This is a genomic window from Streptomyces sp. NPDC050636 (genome assembly GCF_040654775.1).
Taxonomy (GTDB): domain Bacteria; phylum Actinomycetota; class Actinomycetes; order Streptomycetales; family Streptomycetaceae; genus Streptomyces.
In genome coordinates this window covers 147,934-167,496 of record NZ_JBFAIP010000007.1, presented here as the reverse complement: position 1 = coordinate 167,496, position 19,563 = coordinate 147,934, and the positions used below count along the sequence as shown (strand labels likewise).

The following is a 19,563-nucleotide window of genomic DNA, read 5'->3' as shown; positions in this document are numbered from 1 at the left end:
GTTTCCGCCATGGACTACCAGGCCGTTCTCGAAGAGGTAGCGGCCTACGCCAGGCCGTTCGTGGGGCAAGGACACGTTGCCGACTACATCCCGGCCCTGGAGCGGGTGGACGCGGACCGCTTCGGGATCGCGGTGGCCGACATCAACGGCGCGGTGTACGGGGTCGGCGACTGGGAGGTCCCGTTCTCCGTGCAGTCCATCTCCAAGGCGTTCTCCCTGGCGCTGGTGATGGCGGGCTCGCACGGCGACGACGACATCTGGAAGCGGGTCGGCCGCGAGCCCTCGGGTACGCCGTTCAACTCGCTGGTCCAGCTGGAGTGGGAGAACGGCATCCCGCGCAATCCGTTCATCAACGCGGGCGCGCTGGTGGTCACCGACCGGCTGCAGTCCCTCACCGGGGACGCCAGTACGACGATGCTGCACTTCCTGCGGGAGGAGAGCGGCAACCAGGACCTCGCCTTCGACCAGGGGGTGGCCGACTCCGAGGCAGACCACGGTGACCGCAACGCCGCCCTCGCGCATTTCATGGCGTCCTTCGGGAACCTGGAGAACCCCGTTCCCAGCGTCATCGAGCACTACTTCTGGCAGTGCTCGATCGAGATGAGCTGCCGGGATCTCGCCACGGCCGGCGGCTTCCTGGCGCGCCACGGGCTGCGCGCCGACGGCAGCCGGCTGCTGGAGGCGCGCGAGGCCAAGCGGATCAATGCGGTGATGCTGACGTGCGGGACGTACGACGCGGCGGGGGAGTTCGCGTACCGGGTGGGGCTGCCCGCCAAGAGCGGGGTCGGCGGCGGCATCGTCGCCGTGGTTCCCGGTCGGTGCACGCTGTGCGTCTGGAGTCCGGGTCTGGACGCCCGCGGCAACTCCGTCGCCGGAGCAGCGGCTCTGGATCACTTCACGACGTTGACCGGGTGGTCGGTGTTCTGACGAGTCGGGCTGGCGTTGTGGCCCGTGTTTCCTCGGCGCATCGTTGGCGTAGGAGGTACACCGCCATGGAGCACGAGATGCGGGCCGAGTACGAGGAAGGCGTGCTGCCCCACGAGGACACGCCGGTCAAGATCTGGCACATGGTCCGGCGGGACGGGACCACGGCGATGTGCGGACGGCCGCTGGCTCCGGCCGCCGCCACCCAATCGGCCGAGGGATGGGGCACGCCCACGTCAGAGCCGTTCTGTCATACCTGCGGCGCCATGTATCTGCGCGAGCACCCTCAGGACACCGGCTGACGCGCTGCACCCCAGGGCACCGGCTACGGCGCGTTCTGAGGCAGCGGCGCGAACAGGTCCACGCCATGGCCGTCCGGGTCCTGCACCACGGCGTAGCGCTGGCCCCAGAAGGCGTCCCACGGCGGCTTTTCGCCCGTGTAGCCGGCGTCGGTGAGTTCCGCGTAGACCTTGTCGACCTCGGCGGGGCCTGCGCACTCGAAGGCCAGGCCGGTCGGCGCGCCGGCCTGCGGCGGCGTCCAGTCCGGGTCGATGGCGCGGACGGTCTCGTAGGTGTCCCACATCAGCCGCAGGCCGCCGGGGAGCGGCGCCTCGGCGTGCGGGGCGGTGTCCGCGTCGGCGGGGAGGTCCAGGCCCAGGCGGCGGTAGAAGGCGAGGGAGGCGGCCATGTCGGCGACCACCATGCCGATGGCCGCGAAGCGCGGGGCTGCCGGGGGTGTGGTGGAAGTAGTCATGCGGCGAGCGTAGGCAGCGGCGTCCGGCGGGGTCTTGAAGAAATCGGACGCGGCCGCCGGGCCGGCCTCAGGGGCAGCGGATGACCTGGCCCGCGTACGAGAGGTTGCCGCCGAAGGCGAACAGCAGGACCGGGGCGCCGGACGCGATCTCGCGGCGCTCCACCAGCTTGGAGAGGGCGAGCGGGACCGAGGCGGCGGAGGTGTTGCCGGAGTCGACGACATCGCGGGCGATCACCGCGTTGACCGCGCCGATGCGCTCGGCGACCGGCTCGATGATGCGCAGATTGGCCTGGTGCAGCACCACGCCCGCCAGGTCCTCGGGGAGGATGCCGGAGCGTTCGCAGACCTGACGGGCGATGGCCGGCAGCTGCGTCGTCGCCCAGCGGTAGACCGTCTGGCCCTCCTGGGAGAAGCGGGCCGGCTCGCCCTCGATGCGTACCGCGCCGCCCATCTGCGGGACCGAGCCCCACAGCACCGGGCCGACCTCCGGTTCCGGGGCGGCGGTGACGACCGCGGCGCCCGCGCCGTCGCCGACCAGGACGCAGGTCGTACGGTCCGTCCAGTCGACCACGTCGGTGAACTTCTCCGCCCCGATGACCAGCGCGTTGGTCGCGGAACCGGCCCGGATGGCGTGGTCGGCGGTGGCCAGCGCGTGGGTGAATCCGGAGCAGACGACGTTGATGTCCATCGCGGCCGGCGCGTTCAGGCCGAGCTGGGCGGCGACCCGGGCCGCGGTGTTGGGGCTGCGGTCCGCGGCCGTGCAGGTCGCGACCAGCACCAGGTCGATGTCGTGCGGCGCGAGGCCGCTCGACGCGAGTGCCTTCGCGGCCGCGGCGGACGCCATGTCGTCCACCGTCTCGTCCTTCGCCGCGACATGGCGGGTACGGATGCCGACCCGGCTGCGGATCCAGGCGTCGTCGGTGTCCACGATCTTCGCGAGATCGTCGTTCGTGAGCACCTCGGAGGGCTGGTAATGGCCGAGAGCCAGGACGCGTGACCCCGTCATGAGTTCCCCTGTGGGTGGGCGGGCGGTACCCGACCAGTGTCGCCCCTGGGTGCCGGCCGATGGTTGCGCGATCTACCAATCTTCGGCCGTCAGAACTGGAGAGACCCGACGCCACGCCGCGCCCACGGGCGTCCCCCGCCGTGTAAGGGACGTCCACGGCGAAGGACGGGTGCGGCGGCCCGCACAGGCCTCCGGGCGGGGCGGTGGGCGTCGCGGCAAGGGGCAGCAGTCGGCCCGATCCAACGGCAGGGGTACGGCCTCCGGTCGGTATTGCTCCGCTCGCGGGCGCGTCCCGGGGCGGGCCCGCGAGCGGTGTGCCGCGGGCCCGCCCCGGAAGCTCCCCGCTACTGGGCCGGCGCCCGGAAGCGCCGCAGCCGCAGGCTGTTGCCGACGACGAAGACCGAGGAGAAGGCCATCGCGGCGCCCGCGATCATCGGGTTGAGGAGCCCGGCCGCGGCCAGCGGGAGCGCCGCCACGTTGTAGCCGAACGCCCAGAACAGGTTGGTCCGGATGGTGCCGAGGGTGGCGCGGGCGAGCCGGATGGCGTCCGCCGCGGCGCGCAGATCGCCCCGTACGAGGGTGAGGTCGCCGGCTTCGATGGCGGCGTCGGTGCCGGTGCCCATGGCCAGCCCCAGGTCGGCGGTGGCCAGGGCGGCCGCGTCGTTCACGCCGTCGCCGACCATGGCGACCGAGCGGCCCTCGGATTGGAGGCGTTCGATGACGGCCACCTTGTCCTCGGGGAGGACCTCGGCGATCACCTCGTCGATGCCGACCTCGGCGGCGACCGCCTCGGCGACGGCCTTGTTGTCGCCGGTGAGCAGGACCGGGGTCAGGCCCAGCGCGCGGAGCCTGCGGACCGCCTCGGCGCTGGTGGGCTTCACCGCGTCCGAGACGACCAGCACGGCACGTGCCGCGCCGTCCCAGCCGACGGCGACCGCGGTCCGGCCCTCGGCCTCGGCCTCCTCCTTGGCGGCGACCAGCTCGGGCGGCAGCTGCTGGCTCCAGTCGTCGAGCAGTCGCTCGCGGCCGACCAGGACGGCGTGTCCGTCGACGATGCCCTGGACGCCGAGGCCGGGGACGTTGGCGAAGTCCTCGGGGACGGGCAGGGAGCCGGACGGCTCCGCGGCCTCGGCGGCGGTGGCGATGGCGCGGGCGATCGGGTGCTCCGAGGAGTGTTCGAGGGCGCCGGCCAGCCGTAGCGCCTGGCCACGGGGCACGCCGTCGGCGAGGTGGACGCCGGTCAGGGTCATCACGCCGGTGGTGACGGTGCCGGTCTTGTCCAGGACGATGGTGTCGGCCTGACGGGTGGACTCCAGGACCTCGGGGCCCTTGAGCAGGATGCCCAGCTGGGCTCCGCGGCCCGTACCGGCCATCAGCGCGGTCGGGGTGGCCAGGCCCAGGGCGCAGGGGCAGGCGATGATCAGGACGGCGACGGCCGCGGTGAAGGCGGCCACCGCGCCCTCGTCGGTGCCCAGCCAGTAGCCGAGGGTGCCGACGGCGAGCGCGATGACGACCGGGACGAAGACCGCGGAGATCCGGTCGGCGAGCCGCTGGGCCGCGGCCTTGCCGTTCTGCGCGTCCTCCACGAGCCGCGCCATCCGGGCGAGCTGGGTGTCCGCGCCGACCCGGGTCGCCTCGACGACCAGCCGGCCGCCCGCGTTGACGGTGGCGCCGGTGACGCTGTCACCGGGGGAGACCTCCACCGGGACGGACTCGCCGGTGAGCATGGAGGAGTCGACGGCCGAAGAGCCCTCGATGACCTGCCCGTCGGTGGCGATCTTCTCCCCGGGGCGTACGACGAAATGGTCTCCGACGCTCAACTCCGCGATGGGGATGCGGACTTCGCGCCGGCCCCCCTCGTGTCGCAGGACGGCGACGTCCTTGGCGCCCAGCTCCAGCAGCGCCCGCAGCGCCGAGCCCGCCGTGCGCTTCGAGCGTGCCTCGAAGTAGCGGCCGGCCAGGATGAAGGTGGTGACGCCGGCCGCCGCCTCCAGGTAGATGCTGCCGCTGCCGTCGGTGCGCGCGATGGTCAGCTCGAACGGGTGCGTCATACCGGGCATGCCCGCGGTGCCGAAGAAGAGGGCCCAGAGCGACCAGCCGAGCGCGGCGAGGGTGCCCATCGAGATCAGCGTGTCCATCGTGGCGGCGCCGTGCCGCAGATTGGTCCAGGCGGCCTTGTGGAACGGCCAGGCGCCGTACGCCACCACCGGGGCGGCCAGCGTCAGCGACAGCCACTGCCAGTTGGTGAACTGCAGCGCCGGCACCATCGCCATCAGGACCACGGGGAGGGAGAGGGCGAGGGAGGTGAGCAGGCGCCGGCGCAGGAGCGTGAGCGCGTCGTCCGGCGGGCTGCCGCCGGCCGCGCCGTTGCCGTCCCCGTCCGTGGCGGGGGCCGGTCGGGAAGCCGGCGGCTCGGGGAGCACGGCGGTGTAGCCGGTCTTCTCGACGGTGGCGATCAGGTCCGCGGTCTCGACCCCGCTGCCCTCGGCGACCGCCACCTTCGCCTTCTCGGTGGCGTAGTTGACGGTGGCGGTGACCCCCTCCATGCGGTTGAGCTTCTTCTCGACACGGGCCGCGCACGAGGCGCAGGTCATTCCGCCGATCTCCAGCTCGACGCGCTGTTCGCCGATCGCGGTGGTCATGACTGCTGCTCCTCGGGGTGCTGGGAGTGCTGTACGGACGGGGTGTGCTGCGTGTGCGGTGCGGGGTCGTGGTGTGCGGGACCGTCCCGGTCGGTGGCGCCGGCGCCGAACGCGCGGCCGAGGCCGAAGCCGGCGGCGAGGACGACGAGCAGGATCAGGGCATAGCCGCCGAGCTTGACGGGGGTGGTCAGGGCCGTCATGGCGTACTCCTCATCGCGAGCGGTGGGACAACGGCGGCGACCGGCGTCCACTCTCCCGAACCATATACCCCCTAGGGGTATTCCGTCACTCCGCTCCTTCTTCGGTGTTCCCGGCCGCCGGCCCCGCCGCCCGACTCGCCCGCCCGCCCATCGCCCGCAGGTAATCGGCCAGCTCCGGCGGCTCGTGCACGGTGAACTCGCAGCCCAGCATGGCCAGCCGGAACGCCAGCCACTCCAGCGAATCGGGCGTGCAGCGCAACCGGCAGGACCCTTCGTCGACCGGTTCGACCTGGCCCGCCGCCGGGCCGCCCAGCCGGGCGGTCACCTCACCGGCCGGTGCGTACACCGTCGCCACCGCCCGATAGGTCGAGCTCATCCCCTGCATCCGGTCCCGGACGTACGCACCGGCGTCGGAGGCGGGCAGTTCGCGGGGCGGGGTCCGCACGCCCGTGGGGAACGGCTCGCTGAGCCGGTCCACCCGGAAGATCCGCCAGTCCTCGCGGTCGTTGTCGTACGCCACGAGATACCAGCGGCGCGCCGCCGCGACCAGCCGGTGCGGCTCCACCAGGCGCCGGGTGCGCGCACCGGCGCGCGCCTCGTAGCGGAACCGCACCCGTTCATGGTTGGTGATCGCCGCGGCCAGCACCGTCAGATGCTCCGGGTCGACGGTCGGGCCGTCGCCGGACGGCATCGGGACGGTGGCCGTGCCCAGCGTGCCCACCCGCCGCCGCAGCCGGGACGGCAGCACCTGTTCCAGCTTGGCGAGCGCCCGTACGGACGCCTCCTCGATGCCGTCGATGGTGTGCCCGGCGGTCGATCGCAGGCCGACGGCGATGGCCACCGCCTCCTCGTCGTCCAGCAGCAGCGGCGGCATGGCCGTCCCCGCGGCCAGCCGGTAGCCGCCGTCCGCGCCCATCGTCGCGTGCACGGGGTAGCCCAGGTCGCGCAGCCGCTCGATGTCGCGGCGGATCGTCCGGGAGGTGACCCCCAACCGCTCGGCCAGCTCGCTGCCGGGCCATTCACGGGGGGTCTGCAGCAGGGACAGCAGATTCAACAGGCGTGCCGAAGTCTCACTCATGGCATCGATGATGCGCGCAGAAGTAGGACCGGATCTGTCCTAGACGACATCTAGTGTCGAAGAACGCCGAAGACGTGGACGTCCATGGCGTACGGAGACGTCGAAGACGTACGGAGCCGGCGCGGGCCATACACCCCGGGCCGCCTCCCCTTCCGCACCTCACCCCTTGCTTTCCCGCTCCCAGGAGAACGCCATGACCACGACCGTGCCCGCAGCCCCCGAGGCGGCCGAACCGGCCCCCGCGCCAGACCGCAGACGCTGGATCGCGCTTGCCGTCGTACTGACCGCGACCTTCATGGACCTGGTTGACGCGACCATCGTCAACATCGCCATCCCGAGCATCCAGCGGGACACCGGCGCATCCTTCAGCGCCCTGCAGTGGGTCACCGCGGGCTACGCCCTCGCCTTCGCCATCGGCCTGATCACCGGCGGCCGGCTGGGCGACATATTCGGCCGCAAGAGGTTGTTTCTGCTGGGGATGGGCGGCTTCACCGTCGCCTCCGCGCTGTGCGGCCTCGCCGCGAGCCCCGGGATGCTGGTCGGCGCGCGGGTGCTGCAAGGGGCGATGGCCGCGCTGATGGTGCCGCAGGTGCTGGCGATCATCCATGTCAGCTTTCCGGCCCGGGAGCGCGGCAAGGTCTTCGGGATGTTCGGCGCGGTGCTCGGCCTCGGCGCGGTCTGCGGCCCGCTGATCGGCGCGCTGCTCACCGAGGGCGATCTCCTCGGTCTCGAATGGCGCCCGATCTTTCTGATCAACCTGCCGGTCGGGGTCGCCGGCATCCTGCTCGGCCGCCGTTTCATCGCCGAGTCCAAGGCGCCCACCGCGCTGCGTCTCGACCTCGTCGGCACGGCGCTGGCCACCGTCGGCCTGCTGATGTTCCTCTACCCGCTCACCCAGGGACGCGAGTCCGGCTGGCCGGTGTGGGGCTTTGTGTCGATGGCGGCGAGCCCGCTCGTGCTCGCGGTGTTCGTCCGCTACGAGCGCGCCAAGGCCCGTAAGGACGGCTCACCGCTCGTCGAACTCTCCCTCTTCAAGATCAAGACGTTCGCGGCGGGCGCCGGCGTCCAGCTGACCTTCGGCGCCGCCTCCGGCCTCTTCTTCCTCGTCTGGACGCTGCACATGCAGCTCGGGCTGGGCTGGGGACCGCTGCACGCCGGACTGACCGGGGTGCCGTTCTCCCTCGCCTGCTCGGCAGCGGCGGGCATGTCCGTCCAGAAGCTGGTGCCGCGCTTCGGCCGCAAGGTCATGCAGGCCGGCGCGCTGATCATGCTGGCCGGTGCACTGCTCTACATCGGGGAGGCCGAGCACTTCGGAACCGCCATGCAGTCCTGGCAGATGGCGCCGGCGATGGTCCTGCTGGGCGCCGGCATGGGGCTGATCGTCGCCCCGATCACGGACTCGGTGCTCTCCGAGGTGCCGACGGAGCACTCCGGATCGGCATCCGGCATCTTCAACACCACCGGCCAGCTGGGCATGGCGCTGGGCCTGGGCCTGTCGTCGGTGGCCTTCTTCGGAGTGGTCGACGGTACGGGGGAGACGGGTGGCGCGGGGGCCGGGGCCGCGCTCGGGGCCTCGTTCATCGACGCCACCACCAGCGCCCTGTGGTGGGTGTCCGGCGGCCTGGTCATCATCTTCGGCCTGCTGTTCCTGCTGCCCCGGCAGGTACGGACGCAGAACCCGGCGGCCACCGAGGAGGCCGCCCCGGCGGCCACCGGCGAGACCGGAGCGTCCGTCGGCGAGACCGGGAAGACGCAGCCGGTCCTGGTTTCCTGAGGGACGGAGTCCGAGGCCCGGGTAAAACGGGGCGCTAGACGAGTAGGTCCTATGTCCCTTCTGGCTCGCCCTTCTGGCTCGCCCTACGGGCGGACGAAGGGACACAGGACTTACTCGTCTAGGCCGTACCGCTCGCAGGGGCCCGCGCGCCATACTGGCCGGGTGTCAATGATCAGCAACCTCCGCAAAGCCGTCCGGCTGCCGCAACCGCGTACCCACGGGGTCGACCTCAGTCACCCCGCGCGCTCGCCGCTCGGCACCGCCGTGGTGAACTGCGCGGTGTACGTGGACGGCGTGCGGCAGCAGGGAAACCACCCGGCTGATGTGGCGATACGCCAGGTCCGCGAGTCCGGCAACGGTTTTGTGTGGATCGGTCTGCACGAGCCCTCGGAGAAGGAGTTCGCCGGCATCGTCGAGCTGTTCGGGCTGCACCCGCTCGCCGTCGAGGACGCCGTCTACGCTCATCAGCGGCCCAAACTGGAGCGCTACGACGACTCGCTGTTCACCGTCTTCAAGACGGTCCGCTATGTCGATCACGACCGGCTCACCGACACCAGCGAGGTGGTCGACACCGGCGAGATCATGGTCTTCACCGGCGCCGACTTCGTGATCACGGTGCGGCACGGCGGACATGGCTCGCTGGGCCCGCTCCGCGAACAGCTGGAGTCCGTACCCCGGCAGCTCGCGCTGGGCCCGTCGGTCGTGCTGCACGCCATAGCCGACCTCGTGGTGGACGACTATCTGGACGTCACGGCCGCCGTCCAGGACGACATCGACGACGTCGAGAGCGAGGTCTTCTCCGTACGGGGCGGCGGCGGGGCCGGGCGGATCTACCAGCTCAAGCGCGAACTCCTGGAACTCAAGCGCGCGGTGGCCCCGCTGGACCGGCCGCTGCAGTCGCTGGCCACCCAGCCGATGTCGCAGGTCGACCCGCGGATCAAGACGTACTTCCGGGACGTCGCCGACCACCTCGACCGGGTCACCGAGCAGATCACCGCCTTCGACGAACTGCTCAACTCCATACTCCAGGCGCATCTGGCCCAGGTCACCGTGGCCCAGAACGAGGACATGCGCCGGATCAGCGCCTGGGTCGCGATCCTGGCCGTACCGACGATGGTCTGCGGCGTCTACGGCATGAATTTCGACTATATGCCGGAAAGGGGCTGGAAGTTCGGATATCCGCTGGTCATGGGGCTTATCGTCGCGATCTGCTGGGTGATCCACCGCGGGTTCAAGCGGAACGGCTGGCTGTAGGGCCGGGCGGGGCCGGCCGGAGGGGACTGCCCTGGTTCGGTCCGACCTCATAAGCTTCCGGAAATCTCCGGGACGGGTTCCCCCACGGGTCGCCCCACCGGCGGAGCCGGCGCGACCGGCGGAACGGGAGGGCCCATGGCAGAGGTGTTCCTACGGCGTCTGACCAGGTGGCAGGCGGAGACCCAGCGGGAGTCCGTCGCCGATCTGTACGTCGCGGCCCACCGCGGCCCGCCGGCCGACGACGCACCCGGCCGGGCGGAATTCCTGCGCCGGTTCGCCGAGCGCGATGTCCAGCGCCCCGGCTTCGAGATGGTCATCGGCAGCAGCCCGGCACTCGTCGGCTGCTGCTACGGCTATCCCGCCGACCGCGACGGCGACTGGTGCCGGGACCTCCCCGGCCAGGTGCCGGCGGAGCTGCGCGAACCGGCCGCGGCGGGGCGGCTGTTCATCATCGCGGAGCTGATGGTGCTGCCCGGCCATCGGCGTACGCGGGTGGCCACCCGCCTCCAGGAGACGCTGCTGATCCGCAGCAATGCGGTGGTGGCGGTCGTCCTGATCGCGCCGGACAACGGACCGGCGCGGGCCGCGTTCCGGTCATGGGGGTGGCAGCCGGCAACCGGAGAGGCCACCCGGGGGTCCGGCGACGGGACCCAACAGGAAGTGTGGAGCCGATCGTTGCGGTAGGGGGCCGCCCCCTGTACGGCCCCCGTCCACACAACAAGCGGTGGGGCTCCGAAGAGCCCCACCGCATGAGCGAAGGCCAAGGAGTGCGGGCTGGTGGGGATACGAGGGCCGGCCGCCAGGTACCGGCCCTCGTCAGCCGCAGGCCGTCGGCCGACCCGGACCACTCTCAGCAAGCCTGGTCAGGGCGCCACAAGCCTTCGCCGTACTTCAGGAGACCTTGCCGAAGCGAAGGCCTGCCAGGCCGTTGGCCCAGAGCTGGTCCACCTGGGCACGCTCGTTGTCGTCCGGCTGGGCGTTCTGGCACGACGGGCCGGGGCCGCCACCGGACATCAGCTCGCTGCACGGACCCTCGTAGTGGTCCGGCAGGCCCAGCACATGGCCGGTCTCGTGCGCGGTCACGCGGGTGGAGTTGTACTCCTGGTTCTGCTTGTAGTCCAGGAAGACAAAGCCCTTGCCGTGGCCGTCGGTGCTCGCGTACGAGCCGCGCGGGTCGTCGCCCTCGCGGTACTGGAAGTCGCCGCCGCTGCCTTCCTGCAGCTTGACGTTCTGCACGGAGCTGTTCCAGATCGACGCGCTTTCCGATATCTGGCCCGCGAACGTCGGGGCCGCGCTGGCGTCGTAGGTGACGGTGACCGAGGCCGCGTTCGGGTGCGCCTTCATCTTGGCCTTGGCCGACTTCATGACGGCCTCGAAGAACGCCTTCGTGTCCGCCTTGTCAGCGGCCGAACCCTGGTAGGCGGCGATGGAAGCGCGCGTGCTCTGGGAGGAGTGGGTGTGCGTGGAGGGGGAAGCTGCCGAAACCGGCGCCGCAGCTGCGAGCACGGCGGCGAGGCCCAGTCCGAGCGCCGCCGACAGCGCCTTCTTGGGAGAACTCATGTGGGGGCTCCTTAATTTCCGAGGGCCGTACGGTCGCCGTGTGGGGCGGCGACCGGGGCCCTGCGGATTTCTTGGTGCCGATGAGTCTGGACGGAGTTCACCCGTGAGGCGGAGATGCCAGGTGGCGATAGCGTCAGGCAATACCCCGGAAAAAACAGCTTGTTCGCATAGGTTTGAGAGTCTGGTGTGACGTATGCCTACGTCGTTATGCTCCCGATGTGGAGCTAGAGGTAAGGCATCTTCGCGCATTGTGCGCCATCGCCGACTCCGGCAGCGTACGCAAAGCGGCCAGGCAGTTGGGGATGACGCAGCCTTCCCTGACGACTCAGCTACACCGCATCGAGAAGGCCCTCGGGGGGCAGCTCTTCTTCCGCGAACCGACCGGCAGCCGGCCGACCGCCCTGGGGCATTCGGTGCTCTGCCGGGCCCGCCCCATAGTGGCCGAAATGCGGGCCCTGGTCGAGGAGATCGCCTCGGCATCCGTACGCGAACAGGGCGCCCGGCTGCGCATCGGCAGCACCAGCAGCCGTGCCGTCGCCGGCTGGCTGCGCCGGCTGCGGGTCCGGCTGCCGGAGACGGACACGACGATAAGGATCGATGTGTCCGCCAATGCGCTGCTCCAGATGGTCGCGGCCGGGCAGCTCGACGTCGCCTTCGTGCACGAGGTCGAGGGCGCGCCGCTGCGGGTCCCCGACGGCCTGGCCGAGCATGAACTCATCGCCAGAGAACCCCAGTTCATCGCGCTGGCGGACAGCCATCCGGCGGCCGGGCAGTCGATCGTCCGGGTGGCGGACCTCGCCGACGACCAGTGGATGGTCGACCCGACCGTGGACGGCGAGTGGGCCGGGCTGCGCCGCATCTGGGGCGCGGCCGGCATCAACCCCCGTGTGGTGCACGGCGACTATCTCACCGCCGTCGATCTCGTCACCGCCGGCGAGGTGGTCACCCCCTGCCAGCCGACCGCCCGGCTGCGGCCCGGCATGGCCGTCCGCCCGCTGTACGGTGACCCGCTCGCCGTCCGCCTCTTCATGGCCTGCCGCCAGGACGGCGCCCCGGCCGCCCCCGCCGACGCCCTCTTCGCCGACCTGACCTCCGCGTATATGGAGATCGCCTGGGCGAGCGTGGCGTATCGCGAGTGGCTGGTCCGGCATGACGGACCGCTGCCGGTGGCGACGTAGGGCGGACAGGCCCTAGGATTCGATCCGCTTCTCCAGGCGGCTGCCACGCGGCAGGGTGATGGACATGATGTCGCCGGGGGCGTCCAGTGCGATGCGGTGCCATCGCCCGCGCGGCACGATGGCCGCGGTGCCGGCCGCCAGCTTGATTTCCTCCTCCTCGTCTCCGGGCTGTTCCGGACGGAGGATGAGGCGTATTCCGCCGGTGAGGCAGGACACGACTTCGTCCGCGCCGGAGTGGACTTCCCAGTGGTCGGCGTGGACGTCGGCGTCGGTCTCCACATGGAAGGCCATCACCTGCCAGCCGTCCCGCTTGGGGTCGAACACCGGCTGCACGGCGCGCACCTGGCCGTCTTGGTCAAGGTGGATGAAGGAGGCGAAGAGATCGATCGGGGTAACGGTCACGCCGAGACGTCCTTCCTGAGGTGATCTTTCATCTGGTGGGTTGTGGCATGAGGGTGGCCGGCCTGGTCGGTCGCGACCGCCTCACTCGGCCAGCGCACGGCGCAGGGCTGCGGCGATTTCGGCGGTCTGCCGCTGCGACACCTCGGCGGACAGGATCGCCTGCGACCCGTGGAACGTGCCGGGCCACTGGTGCAGCTCGACCGAGACGCCGGCCTGCAGCAGGCGCAGCGCGTAGGTGATGTCTTCGTCGCGGTTCGGGCAGAGTTCCGCGGTGCCGATGTAGGCGGGTGGCAGGCCGGACAGCTCGGTGGCCCGCGCGGGGGCGGCGTACGGCGTGGCTGGCGCGGAGCCCAGGTAGTGCCGCCACGATGCGGTGACCTTGTCGCGATTCATCCAAGGCGTCTCGGTGAAGTGCCGTGCCGACCATGTCTCCTGCCGGTCGTCGAGCCCGGGCTGGCTGAGCAGCTGGTAGCGGATCGGCGGCCCCTGCTGGTCACGCGCCCGCAACGCCAGCGCGGCCGCGATCCCCCCACCGGCGCTGTGACCTCCGACCGCGATCCGCTCCGGGTCGATGCCGAGCTCGGCTGCGTGCTCGGCCGTCCAGGTCAGCACGGCGTAGGCGTCGTCCAGGGCGGCCGGGAACCGTTGCTCGGGCGCCAGTCGGTAGCCCACCGAGATCACCACCGTGCCGGAGAGGTCTGCGATCCGGGCGGCCCACGGGTGCTCGGTGTCCAGGTCACCCATGACAAATCCGCCGCCGTGCAGCCAGACGATGGCGCCGCCCTGCGCCTGGTGCGGGCGATAGATCCGCACCGCCACGTCCGGATCGGCGGGAACCGTGCGGTCCTCGATTTCCATTCCCGTGGTGTCTGGTGCCGGCACGGCGGCGGCCAAGTCGGCGAAGTTCTTGCGCTCGGTGACCGGGTCGGTCAGGTCGGCCCGGGGGAACAACGGTATGAATGCTTCGAGTTCGGGATCCATGTCGGCAATCCTGACGGTCGCCGCCCCCGAGATCATCCGCCAACTGTCGGGCATCCGGCCCGGATCACGCACCGATCGGCGCCTATGCTCCTGTCATGGAGGCACTGGCCGTACGGCTGTCGCGACTGGATTCGCACGTCGATGGCGCGATCCGCGTCATCATGTTCTACGACACACTGATGCGCCGACGGGTGGATCTCCCGGCACTCGCCCGGGCCTCGGCGGGCCTGGCCGAGTGCGTGACCGGGATTCGGCTCCATGGCACGGGGCGGGCGATCCGCGTCTCGCCCGACGGCACGGAAACGTCCGGCCCGCCGCAACCCGCGTCCGCCACGACGCCGATCACACTCGATGAGGAGGAGATCGGCACGGTGTGGCTGGAACGCCCCGGCTCGCCCGGCTCGCTCGAACTCGACGAGCTGCTGCTGGACCGGCTCGCCCTCGCCGCCGCGGCGGTCGTCGAGCGGTACGGTCCGGCCCGTACCACCATGGCCGACCCCGCCCTCGTCGAACTGGCGATCAGCGCCGACAGCGACGAGGCGGCCAGGGCCAGGGCGCTACGGCTCCTGGGTTTCGCCGCCGACCTGCCGGTCCGCGTCGTCGCCGTACGGTCGCAGCTTCCGCTCGACCAAATCGGCGGCCTGGTCTGCCCGGCCCGCCCGGTGAAGGCGGCACCGCTCGCCGACGTGGGCGTCATCCTGGCCACCACCGTGGACCAGGCCCGGTTTCCGGCAGGCGTACGCGCGGGCATCGGCGCCGCCGAAAGCCCCGACCGGTCCTGGCGGGAAGCGCGCACCGCCCTCCGCTTCACCACCCCACGCCAGCCGGTCGTCCACTACGACGGCCTGGGGGCGTTGGCGCTGCTCGCACAGGTACCCCAGGACACCGCGCGAGACAACGCCGACGTGACCGCGATCGCCCGAATCGCCGACAACCCGGAAGACCTGGAGACCCTGGACGCCTACTGCGCCGCCGGCTCCCTACGCCGCGCCGCCGACCTCCTCCACCTGCACCACAGCAGCGTCGCCCGCCGACTCGAACAGATCGGAAAGAACCTGGGCATCGAACTCACCGAACCCACCGGACTGATACGGGCCAGGCTCGCCCTCACCGCATGGCGGCTGCTCAACGACTGAGGAGGCCCGCTGTCGCTCCTGCGCTGCTGGGGCAGGAACGGGATGCTCGCAGCGGCTCGCGGAAAGACCCTAGCTGCAGCCTTCTTCGCGCTTCGCGACACCGAGAAGGATCGTGGTGTCGGTGTTGATCCGCCCGAACCCCCCGGGCATCTGAGTGCAGACCTTCCAACTCCGGTCGGAGGACGGTGTGCGGCCACGACCTCGTATGTCGTACGTACGGATCGACCGGAAGCCGGCGGCTCGCGCTTCGTCCCGGGCAGCCCTCAGCCCCTGGCCAGTGAGGCGCGGAACGGGCGCGTTCGCATGGCCGTTGCCGCTGCCGAGGGTGAATTTCGCCCCGGGGCCGACGGGGGCTGCCGTCTCGGGCGTTGGGGAAGCGGGCGTTGGGGAGGAGGGGCGCTGCGCGGAGGCTTCAGGGCCGGGTGAATCCGCGGTGCAGGCCGCGAGCGCGAGACAGGCGGCGGTGATGACGACAGTGGCGGTGGTACGGCGCATGGTTCCCCCGGTGGCGATGTAACGACGAGAGGAGACCGCCCGCCGCCACGGAAGGTTGTACGCGCGTGCGCCCTCGATGTGCACCTAGAGCAGGCCAGGGGGTTCAGAAACAGGCACGTACCCCTTGCCGAGGTAGGCGTCGGGGCGGGCCGGGGACGGCCCAGCCTCGCGGCATGCCGGCAAGGCAGCTGCGGTGAGCGGCTCACAGATGCGGGTGGCGGCCTGGGCCTACTGCGGGCGAGTGGTCACTGGAGCCATTGTGACCCTCCGGGGGAAATGGGTCGGTAGTGGTCGATCACGCCTGCGTGTTGGTTGGGCCCTGCGGCTCGGTGGGATTCAGGGTGGTCGAACCGGGGCCGCCGTCCGTGCAGCAGGAAGGCTGCGGTGCGGGAAGCCAGACGACTGAGGGTGGTTTTCATCGGTCCTCCGTTCGTAGCGTTCGGTGGTTCGAGCGTACGGAACGCAGGGCGAGCGGGTAGCGATCTGAACGAGAGTTGAGGGTGCACAGCGGGTTTTGCCAACCGCCAGTGGTTGGCGCAGATCGTGGGAGCCCTGGTCACCCCCCGCCGACCACCGCCGGCACCCTCTCGGCGTTTGCGCTGTAACACCCCTTCCGCAGGGCGCCATTGAGCCTGATCCGGCGATGACGTGCGCTACCGCGACCTCGACGGCAAGGAGCACGCCCGCCACTTCGACGGGGAACCGCTCAACTATCGCCGCTGGAGGACCGAGTGGAACTGCGCTCTACGCCCATCTGCGGCCGGGTGAAGAAGGCCGCACCCGCTCCGTCATGGACGCCGTGCTCGGCGGCATGCGGACCGGGTGCGGACAGGTAGCCGAGGCGACCCGAGAAAGTGCAGGTCGGACCGCCTAGACAAGGCTCAAGCCTTCTTCGTCTCCCAGAAGATCTTGTCGACCTGGGCGATGAGGTCGAGGGCCTTCTGGCCGGTGGCCGGGTCGTTGGAACCCTTGGCGGCGCTCAGGGCCTTGAGGGTGTCGTTGATCAGCTGGTGCAGCTCCGGGTACTTCTCGAAGTGCGGGGGCTTGAAGTAGTCGCTCCACAGCACCGAGACGTGGTGCTTGGCCAGCTCGGCGCGCTGCTCCTTGATCAGGACGGCGCGGGTGCGGAAGTCCGCGTCCTCGTTGGCCTGGTACTTCTCCTGGACGGCCTTGACCGACTCGGCCTCGATGCGGGCCTGGGCGGGGTCGTACACGCCGCAGGGCAGGTCGCAGTGGGCGCTGACCTTGACCTTGGGGGCGAACAGGCGCGAAAGCATGTTCAATCCTTCCTCGTGATCGTCTTCTCAGGTGCGAGATTACTCGGTACGGGAAGGCTTTTCTCGGGTGGCCCGGGGGTCTTAGGGCAAAAGTCCAGTGTCAGGCTGGGGCTGATGGAGGATGGACCGGTGAGCGGGTCGGACCGGGGTTGGACCGGGAGGTACGGGATGCCGGAGCAGGTGCAGGAGCGCGGCGGGGTGCTGCGTGCGTTCGGCCTTGCCGAGGTCTACAACCCGTCGATGGTGCCGACGCTGCAGCCGGGCGACCAGTTGGTGGTGCAGTACGGCGCGGCGGTGCGGCCCGGTGATGTGGTGGTGCTGCGGCATCCGTTCCGTCAGGACCTGCTGATCGTCAAGCGGGTCGTGGAGCGGCGGGACGGCGGCTGGTGGGTGCGGGGCGACAATCCGTACGTCGAGAACGACAGCCGGGAGTTCGGGACGGTTCCGGACGAACTGGTCATCGCCCGTGCCTGGTTGCGGGTGCGGCCGCCGCGCGGGGTTCAGCGGTCGCCGCGTGCGGTGCTCTCCTGGGCGCTCTCGGCGGTCCGTTCGGTGCGGGCGGACCGTTCGCTCTCCAGGCGCTTGCGGGCGCGGTAGGCGGCGACGTTGGCGCGGGTCGCGCAGCGGTCCGAGCAGTAGCGCCGGGAGCGGTTGGTCGAGGTGTCGAGGTAGGCGTTGCGGCAGGGGCGCGCCTCGCAGATGCCCAGCCGGTCGACACCCAGTTCGGTGAGGTGGAAGGCCAGGCCCATGCAGGCGGTGGCGGTGAAGCCGGCAGTGGCGTTGGCGGCGTGGTCGGCGATGTGCAGATGCCAGTTGGGGCGGCCGTTGTCGTCCCGGAACTCATGGCCGGAGATCTGCGGGCTGACCGGGAACTCCATCATGAGGGCGTTGAGGAGGTCCACGGCCAGCACCTCGTCGCCGGTGTCCGCGGCCTCGAAGACGGCGCGCAGCCGGGAGCGGACCGTGCGCAGCCGGGTCACATCGCTGTCGGTCGCGCGCCGGGCGGCCTGTTGGGCGACGCCGAAGAGTTCGCGTACGGCCTCGACCGAGGTGAGGGTGTCGCCGCCGCGCTCGGGTTGCTCGGTGTTGACGAGTCGCACGGCGTAATCCGAGTAATAGGCCAGTTCCACTTGTAGTCCTTACCGGGGCGGTCTAAGGTGCGAAGTGCTGCGGGTGGTAATGGGCGGTTCCCGCATGTGGGTATTACTAGGGTATTACGGGTTGGAGGGCTTGTGTCGACCGAGACCGTCGCCGGCGCCGATTGGCAGGCGTGGCAGAACAGCTGGGACCGGCAGCAGGAGTGGTATCTCCCCGACCGCGAGGAGCGGTTCCGGGTGATGCTCGACATGGTCGAGGCCCTGGTGGGCCCCGAGCCCCGGGTCCTGGATCTTGCGTGCGGTACCGGCAGTATCTCCGACCGGCTGCTGAAACGGTTCCCGAAGGCCGAGAGTGTGGGGGTGGACCTCGATCCCGCGCTGCTGGCCATCGCGGAAGGGTACTTCGAGGGCGAGCGCCGGGTCCGCTTCGTACGGGCCGATCTGAAGGACCCCGGCTGGGCGGCGAAGCTGCCGCACGACTCGTATGACGCGGTGCTCACCGCGACCGCGCTGCACTGGCTGCACACCGAGGATCTGCGCGGGCTGTACGGACAGCTCGGCGGGTTGCTCCGGGACGGCGGGGTCTTCATGAACGCCGATCACATGCCCGAGGAGTCCACGCCGCGGATCAACGCCGCCGAGCGGGCCTTCCGGCACGCGCGGATGGACCGCGCCAAGGAAGCCGGCGCGGTCGACTGGGCGGAGTGGTGGCAGCTGGCCGCCGCCGACCCGCGGCTGGCCGGCCCCACCGCTGAGCGCTTCGAGATCTACGGAAGCGACCACGCGGACGGGGACACGCCGTCGGCCGCATGGCACACCCAGGTGCTGCGCGAGTCCGGCTTCGCCGAGGCGCGGCCGGTGTGGGCGTCGCCCACGGATGCGCTGGTGCTGGGCCTGAAGTAGCCGGGCCGACGTAGGGCCTGTCCGATGGGTCGGGGTCGCAGAACAGCGGTGCCCGCCGTCCCGGCAGAGAACATCTGCCGGGACGGCGAGCACCTTGGACGACGCGTTACAGGACCTTCAGACGCGTTAGACGACCTTCGAGACGCGTTAGAGGACCTTCGACAGGAACGACTTCGTCCGCTCGTGCTGCGGGTTGCCGAGCACCTCGCGCGGGTGGCCGGATTCCACGACCACGCCGTCGTCCATGAAGACCAGCGAGTCGCCGACCTCGCGGGCGAAGCCCATCTCATGGGTGACGACGATCATCGTCATACCGTCCGCGGCCAGGTCCTTCATGACGTCCAGGACATCGCCGACCAGCTCCGGGTCGAGGGCCGAGGTCGGCTCGTCGAAGAGCATCAGCTTCGGCTCCATCGCCAGCGCGCGGGCGATGGCGACGCGCTGCTGCTGACCGCCGGAGAGCTGCGAGGGGTAGTTGCCGGCCTTGTCGGCCAGGCCGACGCGGTCCAGCAGCTTGGTGGCGCGCTCCCGGGCGGCGGCCTTGGACTCGCCCTTGACCTGGATCGGCGCCTCCATGATGTTCTCCACCGCGGTCATGTGCGGGAAGAGGTTGAAGCGCTGGAAGACCATGCCGATGTCGCGGCGGCGGGCGGCCACCTCGCGGTCGCGCAGCTCGTAGAGCTTGCCGTTGTGCTCCCGGTAGCCGACCAGCTCGCCGTCGACGGACAGCCGGCCGGCGTTGATCTTCTCCAGGTGGTTGATGCAGCGCAGGAACGTCGACTTGCCGGAGCCGGACGGGCCGATCAGGCAGAAGACCTCCTTGGGCGCCACTTCGAGGTCGATGCCCTTGAGGATGTGGGCCGCGCCGAAGGACTTGTGGACGTTCTCGGCCTTGACCATCG

General features: G+C 70.7%; 21 protein-coding genes. 9 read left to right on the top strand and 12 right to left on the bottom strand.

Features of this window, described 5'->3' with window-relative positions; all coding sequences use genetic code 11:
• Positions 1-9: 9 nt before the first annotated feature.
• Complete coding sequence (locus AB0I10_RS10205; RefSeq protein ID WP_363151911.1) at positions 10-927, top strand: glutaminase; 918 nt, start codon at positions 10-12, stop codon at positions 925-927.
• 65 nt (positions 928-992) lie between these two features.
• On the top strand, positions 993-1,226 hold the full coding sequence (locus tag AB0I10_RS10200; protein ID WP_363151910.1) for a hypothetical protein: 234 nt from the start codon (positions 993-995) through the stop codon (positions 1,224-1,226).
• A 23-nt stretch (positions 1,227-1,249) separates the two neighbouring features.
• Here AB0I10_RS10200 and AB0I10_RS10195 read toward each other — a convergent pair whose 3' ends face one another.
• The 5 genes from AB0I10_RS10195 to AB0I10_RS10175 all read right to left on the bottom strand — a co-directional run bounded on the left by AB0I10_RS10195 (position 1,250) and on the right by AB0I10_RS10175 (position 6,604).
• Positions 1,250-1,678 (bottom strand): VOC family protein, encoded by a 429-nt coding sequence (locus AB0I10_RS10195; RefSeq protein WP_363151909.1) that lies wholly within the window; start codon positions 1,676-1,678, stop codon positions 1,250-1,252.
• 67 nt (positions 1,679-1,745) lie between these two features.
• Entirely contained in the window at positions 1,746-2,684 is a 939-nt protein-coding gene (locus AB0I10_RS10190; RefSeq protein ID WP_363151908.1) for a beta-ketoacyl-ACP synthase III, read from the bottom strand.
• A gap of 344 nt (positions 2,685-3,028) precedes the next feature.
• Positions 3,029-5,326 carry a heavy metal translocating P-type ATPase gene (locus tag AB0I10_RS10185; RefSeq protein WP_363151907.1) on the bottom strand — a complete coding sequence of 766 codons (2,298 nt, stop codon included), beginning with the start codon at positions 5,324-5,326 and terminating at the stop codon, positions 3,029-3,031.
• Positions 5,323-5,526 carry a hypothetical protein gene (locus AB0I10_RS10180; RefSeq protein ID WP_363151906.1) on the bottom strand — a complete coding sequence of 68 codons (204 nt, stop codon included), beginning with the start codon at positions 5,524-5,526 and terminating at the stop codon, positions 5,323-5,325. The genes AB0I10_RS10185 and AB0I10_RS10180 overlap by 4 nt, the downstream gene beginning before the upstream one ends.
• Before the next feature lie 85 nt (positions 5,527-5,611).
• A complete protein-coding gene (locus AB0I10_RS10175; RefSeq protein WP_363151905.1) occupies positions 5,612-6,604 on the bottom strand; it encodes a YafY family protein in 993 nt (330 codons plus the stop codon).
• A gap of 193 nt (positions 6,605-6,797) precedes the next feature.
• Here AB0I10_RS10175 and AB0I10_RS10170 point away from each other — a divergent pair, with 193 nt between their 5' ends.
• From AB0I10_RS10170 to AB0I10_RS10160, 3 genes are all read left to right on the top strand, one after another.
• Positions 6,798-8,378: an MFS transporter gene (locus AB0I10_RS10170; protein ID WP_363151904.1), complete on the top strand. Its 1,581-nt coding sequence runs from the start codon at positions 6,798-6,800 to the stop codon at positions 8,376-8,378.
• Between the two features lie 168 nt (positions 8,379-8,546).
• Positions 8,547-9,632, top strand: coding sequence for a magnesium and cobalt transport protein CorA (locus tag AB0I10_RS10165; protein ID WP_363151963.1), 1,086 nt, complete (start codon positions 8,547-8,549; stop codon positions 9,630-9,632).
• A gap of 135 nt (positions 9,633-9,767) precedes the next feature.
• Positions 9,768-10,316, top strand: a complete 549-nt coding sequence (locus AB0I10_RS10160) for a hypothetical protein (protein ID WP_363151903.1) — start codon at positions 9,768-9,770, stop codon at positions 10,314-10,316.
• 207 nt (positions 10,317-10,523) lie between these two features.
• Here AB0I10_RS10160 and snpA read toward each other — a convergent pair whose 3' ends face one another.
• Complete coding sequence (gene snpA / locus AB0I10_RS10155) at positions 10,524-11,192, bottom strand: snapalysin (RefSeq protein WP_363151902.1); 669 nt, start codon at positions 11,190-11,192, stop codon at positions 10,524-10,526.
• A gap of 218 nt (positions 11,193-11,410) precedes the next feature.
• On the opposite strand from snpA, the gene AB0I10_RS10150 reads away from it, so the two are divergent.
• Positions 11,411-12,370: a LysR family transcriptional regulator gene (locus tag AB0I10_RS10150; RefSeq protein ID WP_363151901.1), complete on the top strand. Its 960-nt coding sequence runs from the start codon at positions 11,411-11,413 to the stop codon at positions 12,368-12,370.
• Between the two features lie 12 nt (positions 12,371-12,382).
• Here the strand turns inward: AB0I10_RS10150 and AB0I10_RS10145 are convergent, their stop codons facing one another.
• The gene (locus tag AB0I10_RS10145; protein ID WP_363151900.1) at positions 12,383-12,772 is read right to left on the bottom strand and encodes a cupin; all 390 of its coding nucleotides are present in this window, start codon (positions 12,770-12,772) and stop codon (positions 12,383-12,385) included.
• An 81-nt stretch (positions 12,773-12,853) separates the two neighbouring features.
• Positions 12,854-13,753 (bottom strand): alpha/beta hydrolase, encoded by a 900-nt coding sequence (locus AB0I10_RS10140; protein WP_363151899.1) that lies wholly within the window; start codon positions 13,751-13,753, stop codon positions 12,854-12,856.
• Positions 13,754-13,848: 95 nt separating this feature from the next.
• Here AB0I10_RS10140 and AB0I10_RS10135 point away from each other — a divergent pair, with 95 nt between their 5' ends.
• Positions 13,849-14,889, top strand: a complete 1,041-nt coding sequence (locus tag AB0I10_RS10135; RefSeq protein WP_363151898.1) for a helix-turn-helix domain-containing protein — start codon at positions 13,849-13,851, stop codon at positions 14,887-14,889.
• 69 nt (positions 14,890-14,958) lie between these two features.
• On the opposite strand, the gene AB0I10_RS10130 is transcribed toward AB0I10_RS10135, so the two are convergent.
• Positions 14,959-15,384: a hypothetical protein gene (locus tag AB0I10_RS10130; RefSeq protein ID WP_363151897.1), complete on the bottom strand. Its 426-nt coding sequence runs from the start codon at positions 15,382-15,384 to the stop codon at positions 14,959-14,961.
• A gap of 881 nt (positions 15,385-16,265) precedes the next feature.
• Positions 16,266-16,661, bottom strand: coding sequence for a superoxide dismutase, Ni (sodN, locus tag AB0I10_RS10125; protein WP_363151896.1), 396 nt, complete (start codon positions 16,659-16,661; stop codon positions 16,266-16,268).
• A gap of 168 nt (positions 16,662-16,829) precedes the next feature.
• Between sodN and sodX the strand changes: the two genes are divergently transcribed.
• Positions 16,830-17,258 (top strand): nickel-type superoxide dismutase maturation protease, encoded by a 429-nt coding sequence (sodX, locus tag AB0I10_RS10120; protein ID WP_363151895.1) that lies wholly within the window; start codon positions 16,830-16,832, stop codon positions 17,256-17,258.
• On the opposite strand, the gene AB0I10_RS10115 is transcribed toward sodX, so the two are convergent.
• Positions 17,162-17,791: a CGNR zinc finger domain-containing protein gene (locus AB0I10_RS10115; protein WP_363151894.1), complete on the bottom strand. Its 630-nt coding sequence runs from the start codon at positions 17,789-17,791 to the stop codon at positions 17,162-17,164. The two genes, sodX and AB0I10_RS10115, sit on opposite strands and share 97 nt — an antisense overlap.
• A 102-nt stretch (positions 17,792-17,893) precedes the next feature.
• Here AB0I10_RS10115 and AB0I10_RS10110 point away from each other — a divergent pair, with 102 nt between their 5' ends.
• A complete protein-coding gene (locus AB0I10_RS10110) occupies positions 17,894-18,661 on the top strand; it encodes a class I SAM-dependent methyltransferase (RefSeq protein WP_363151893.1) in 768 nt (255 codons plus the stop codon).
• Positions 18,662-18,808: 147 nt separating this feature from the next.
• Here AB0I10_RS10110 and AB0I10_RS10105 read toward each other — a convergent pair whose 3' ends face one another.
• Positions 18,809-19,561 carry an amino acid ABC transporter ATP-binding protein gene (locus AB0I10_RS10105; RefSeq protein WP_363151962.1) on the bottom strand — a complete coding sequence of 251 codons (753 nt, stop codon included), beginning with the start codon at positions 19,559-19,561 and terminating at the stop codon, positions 18,809-18,811.
• Positions 19,562-19,563: the final 2 nt, after the last annotated feature.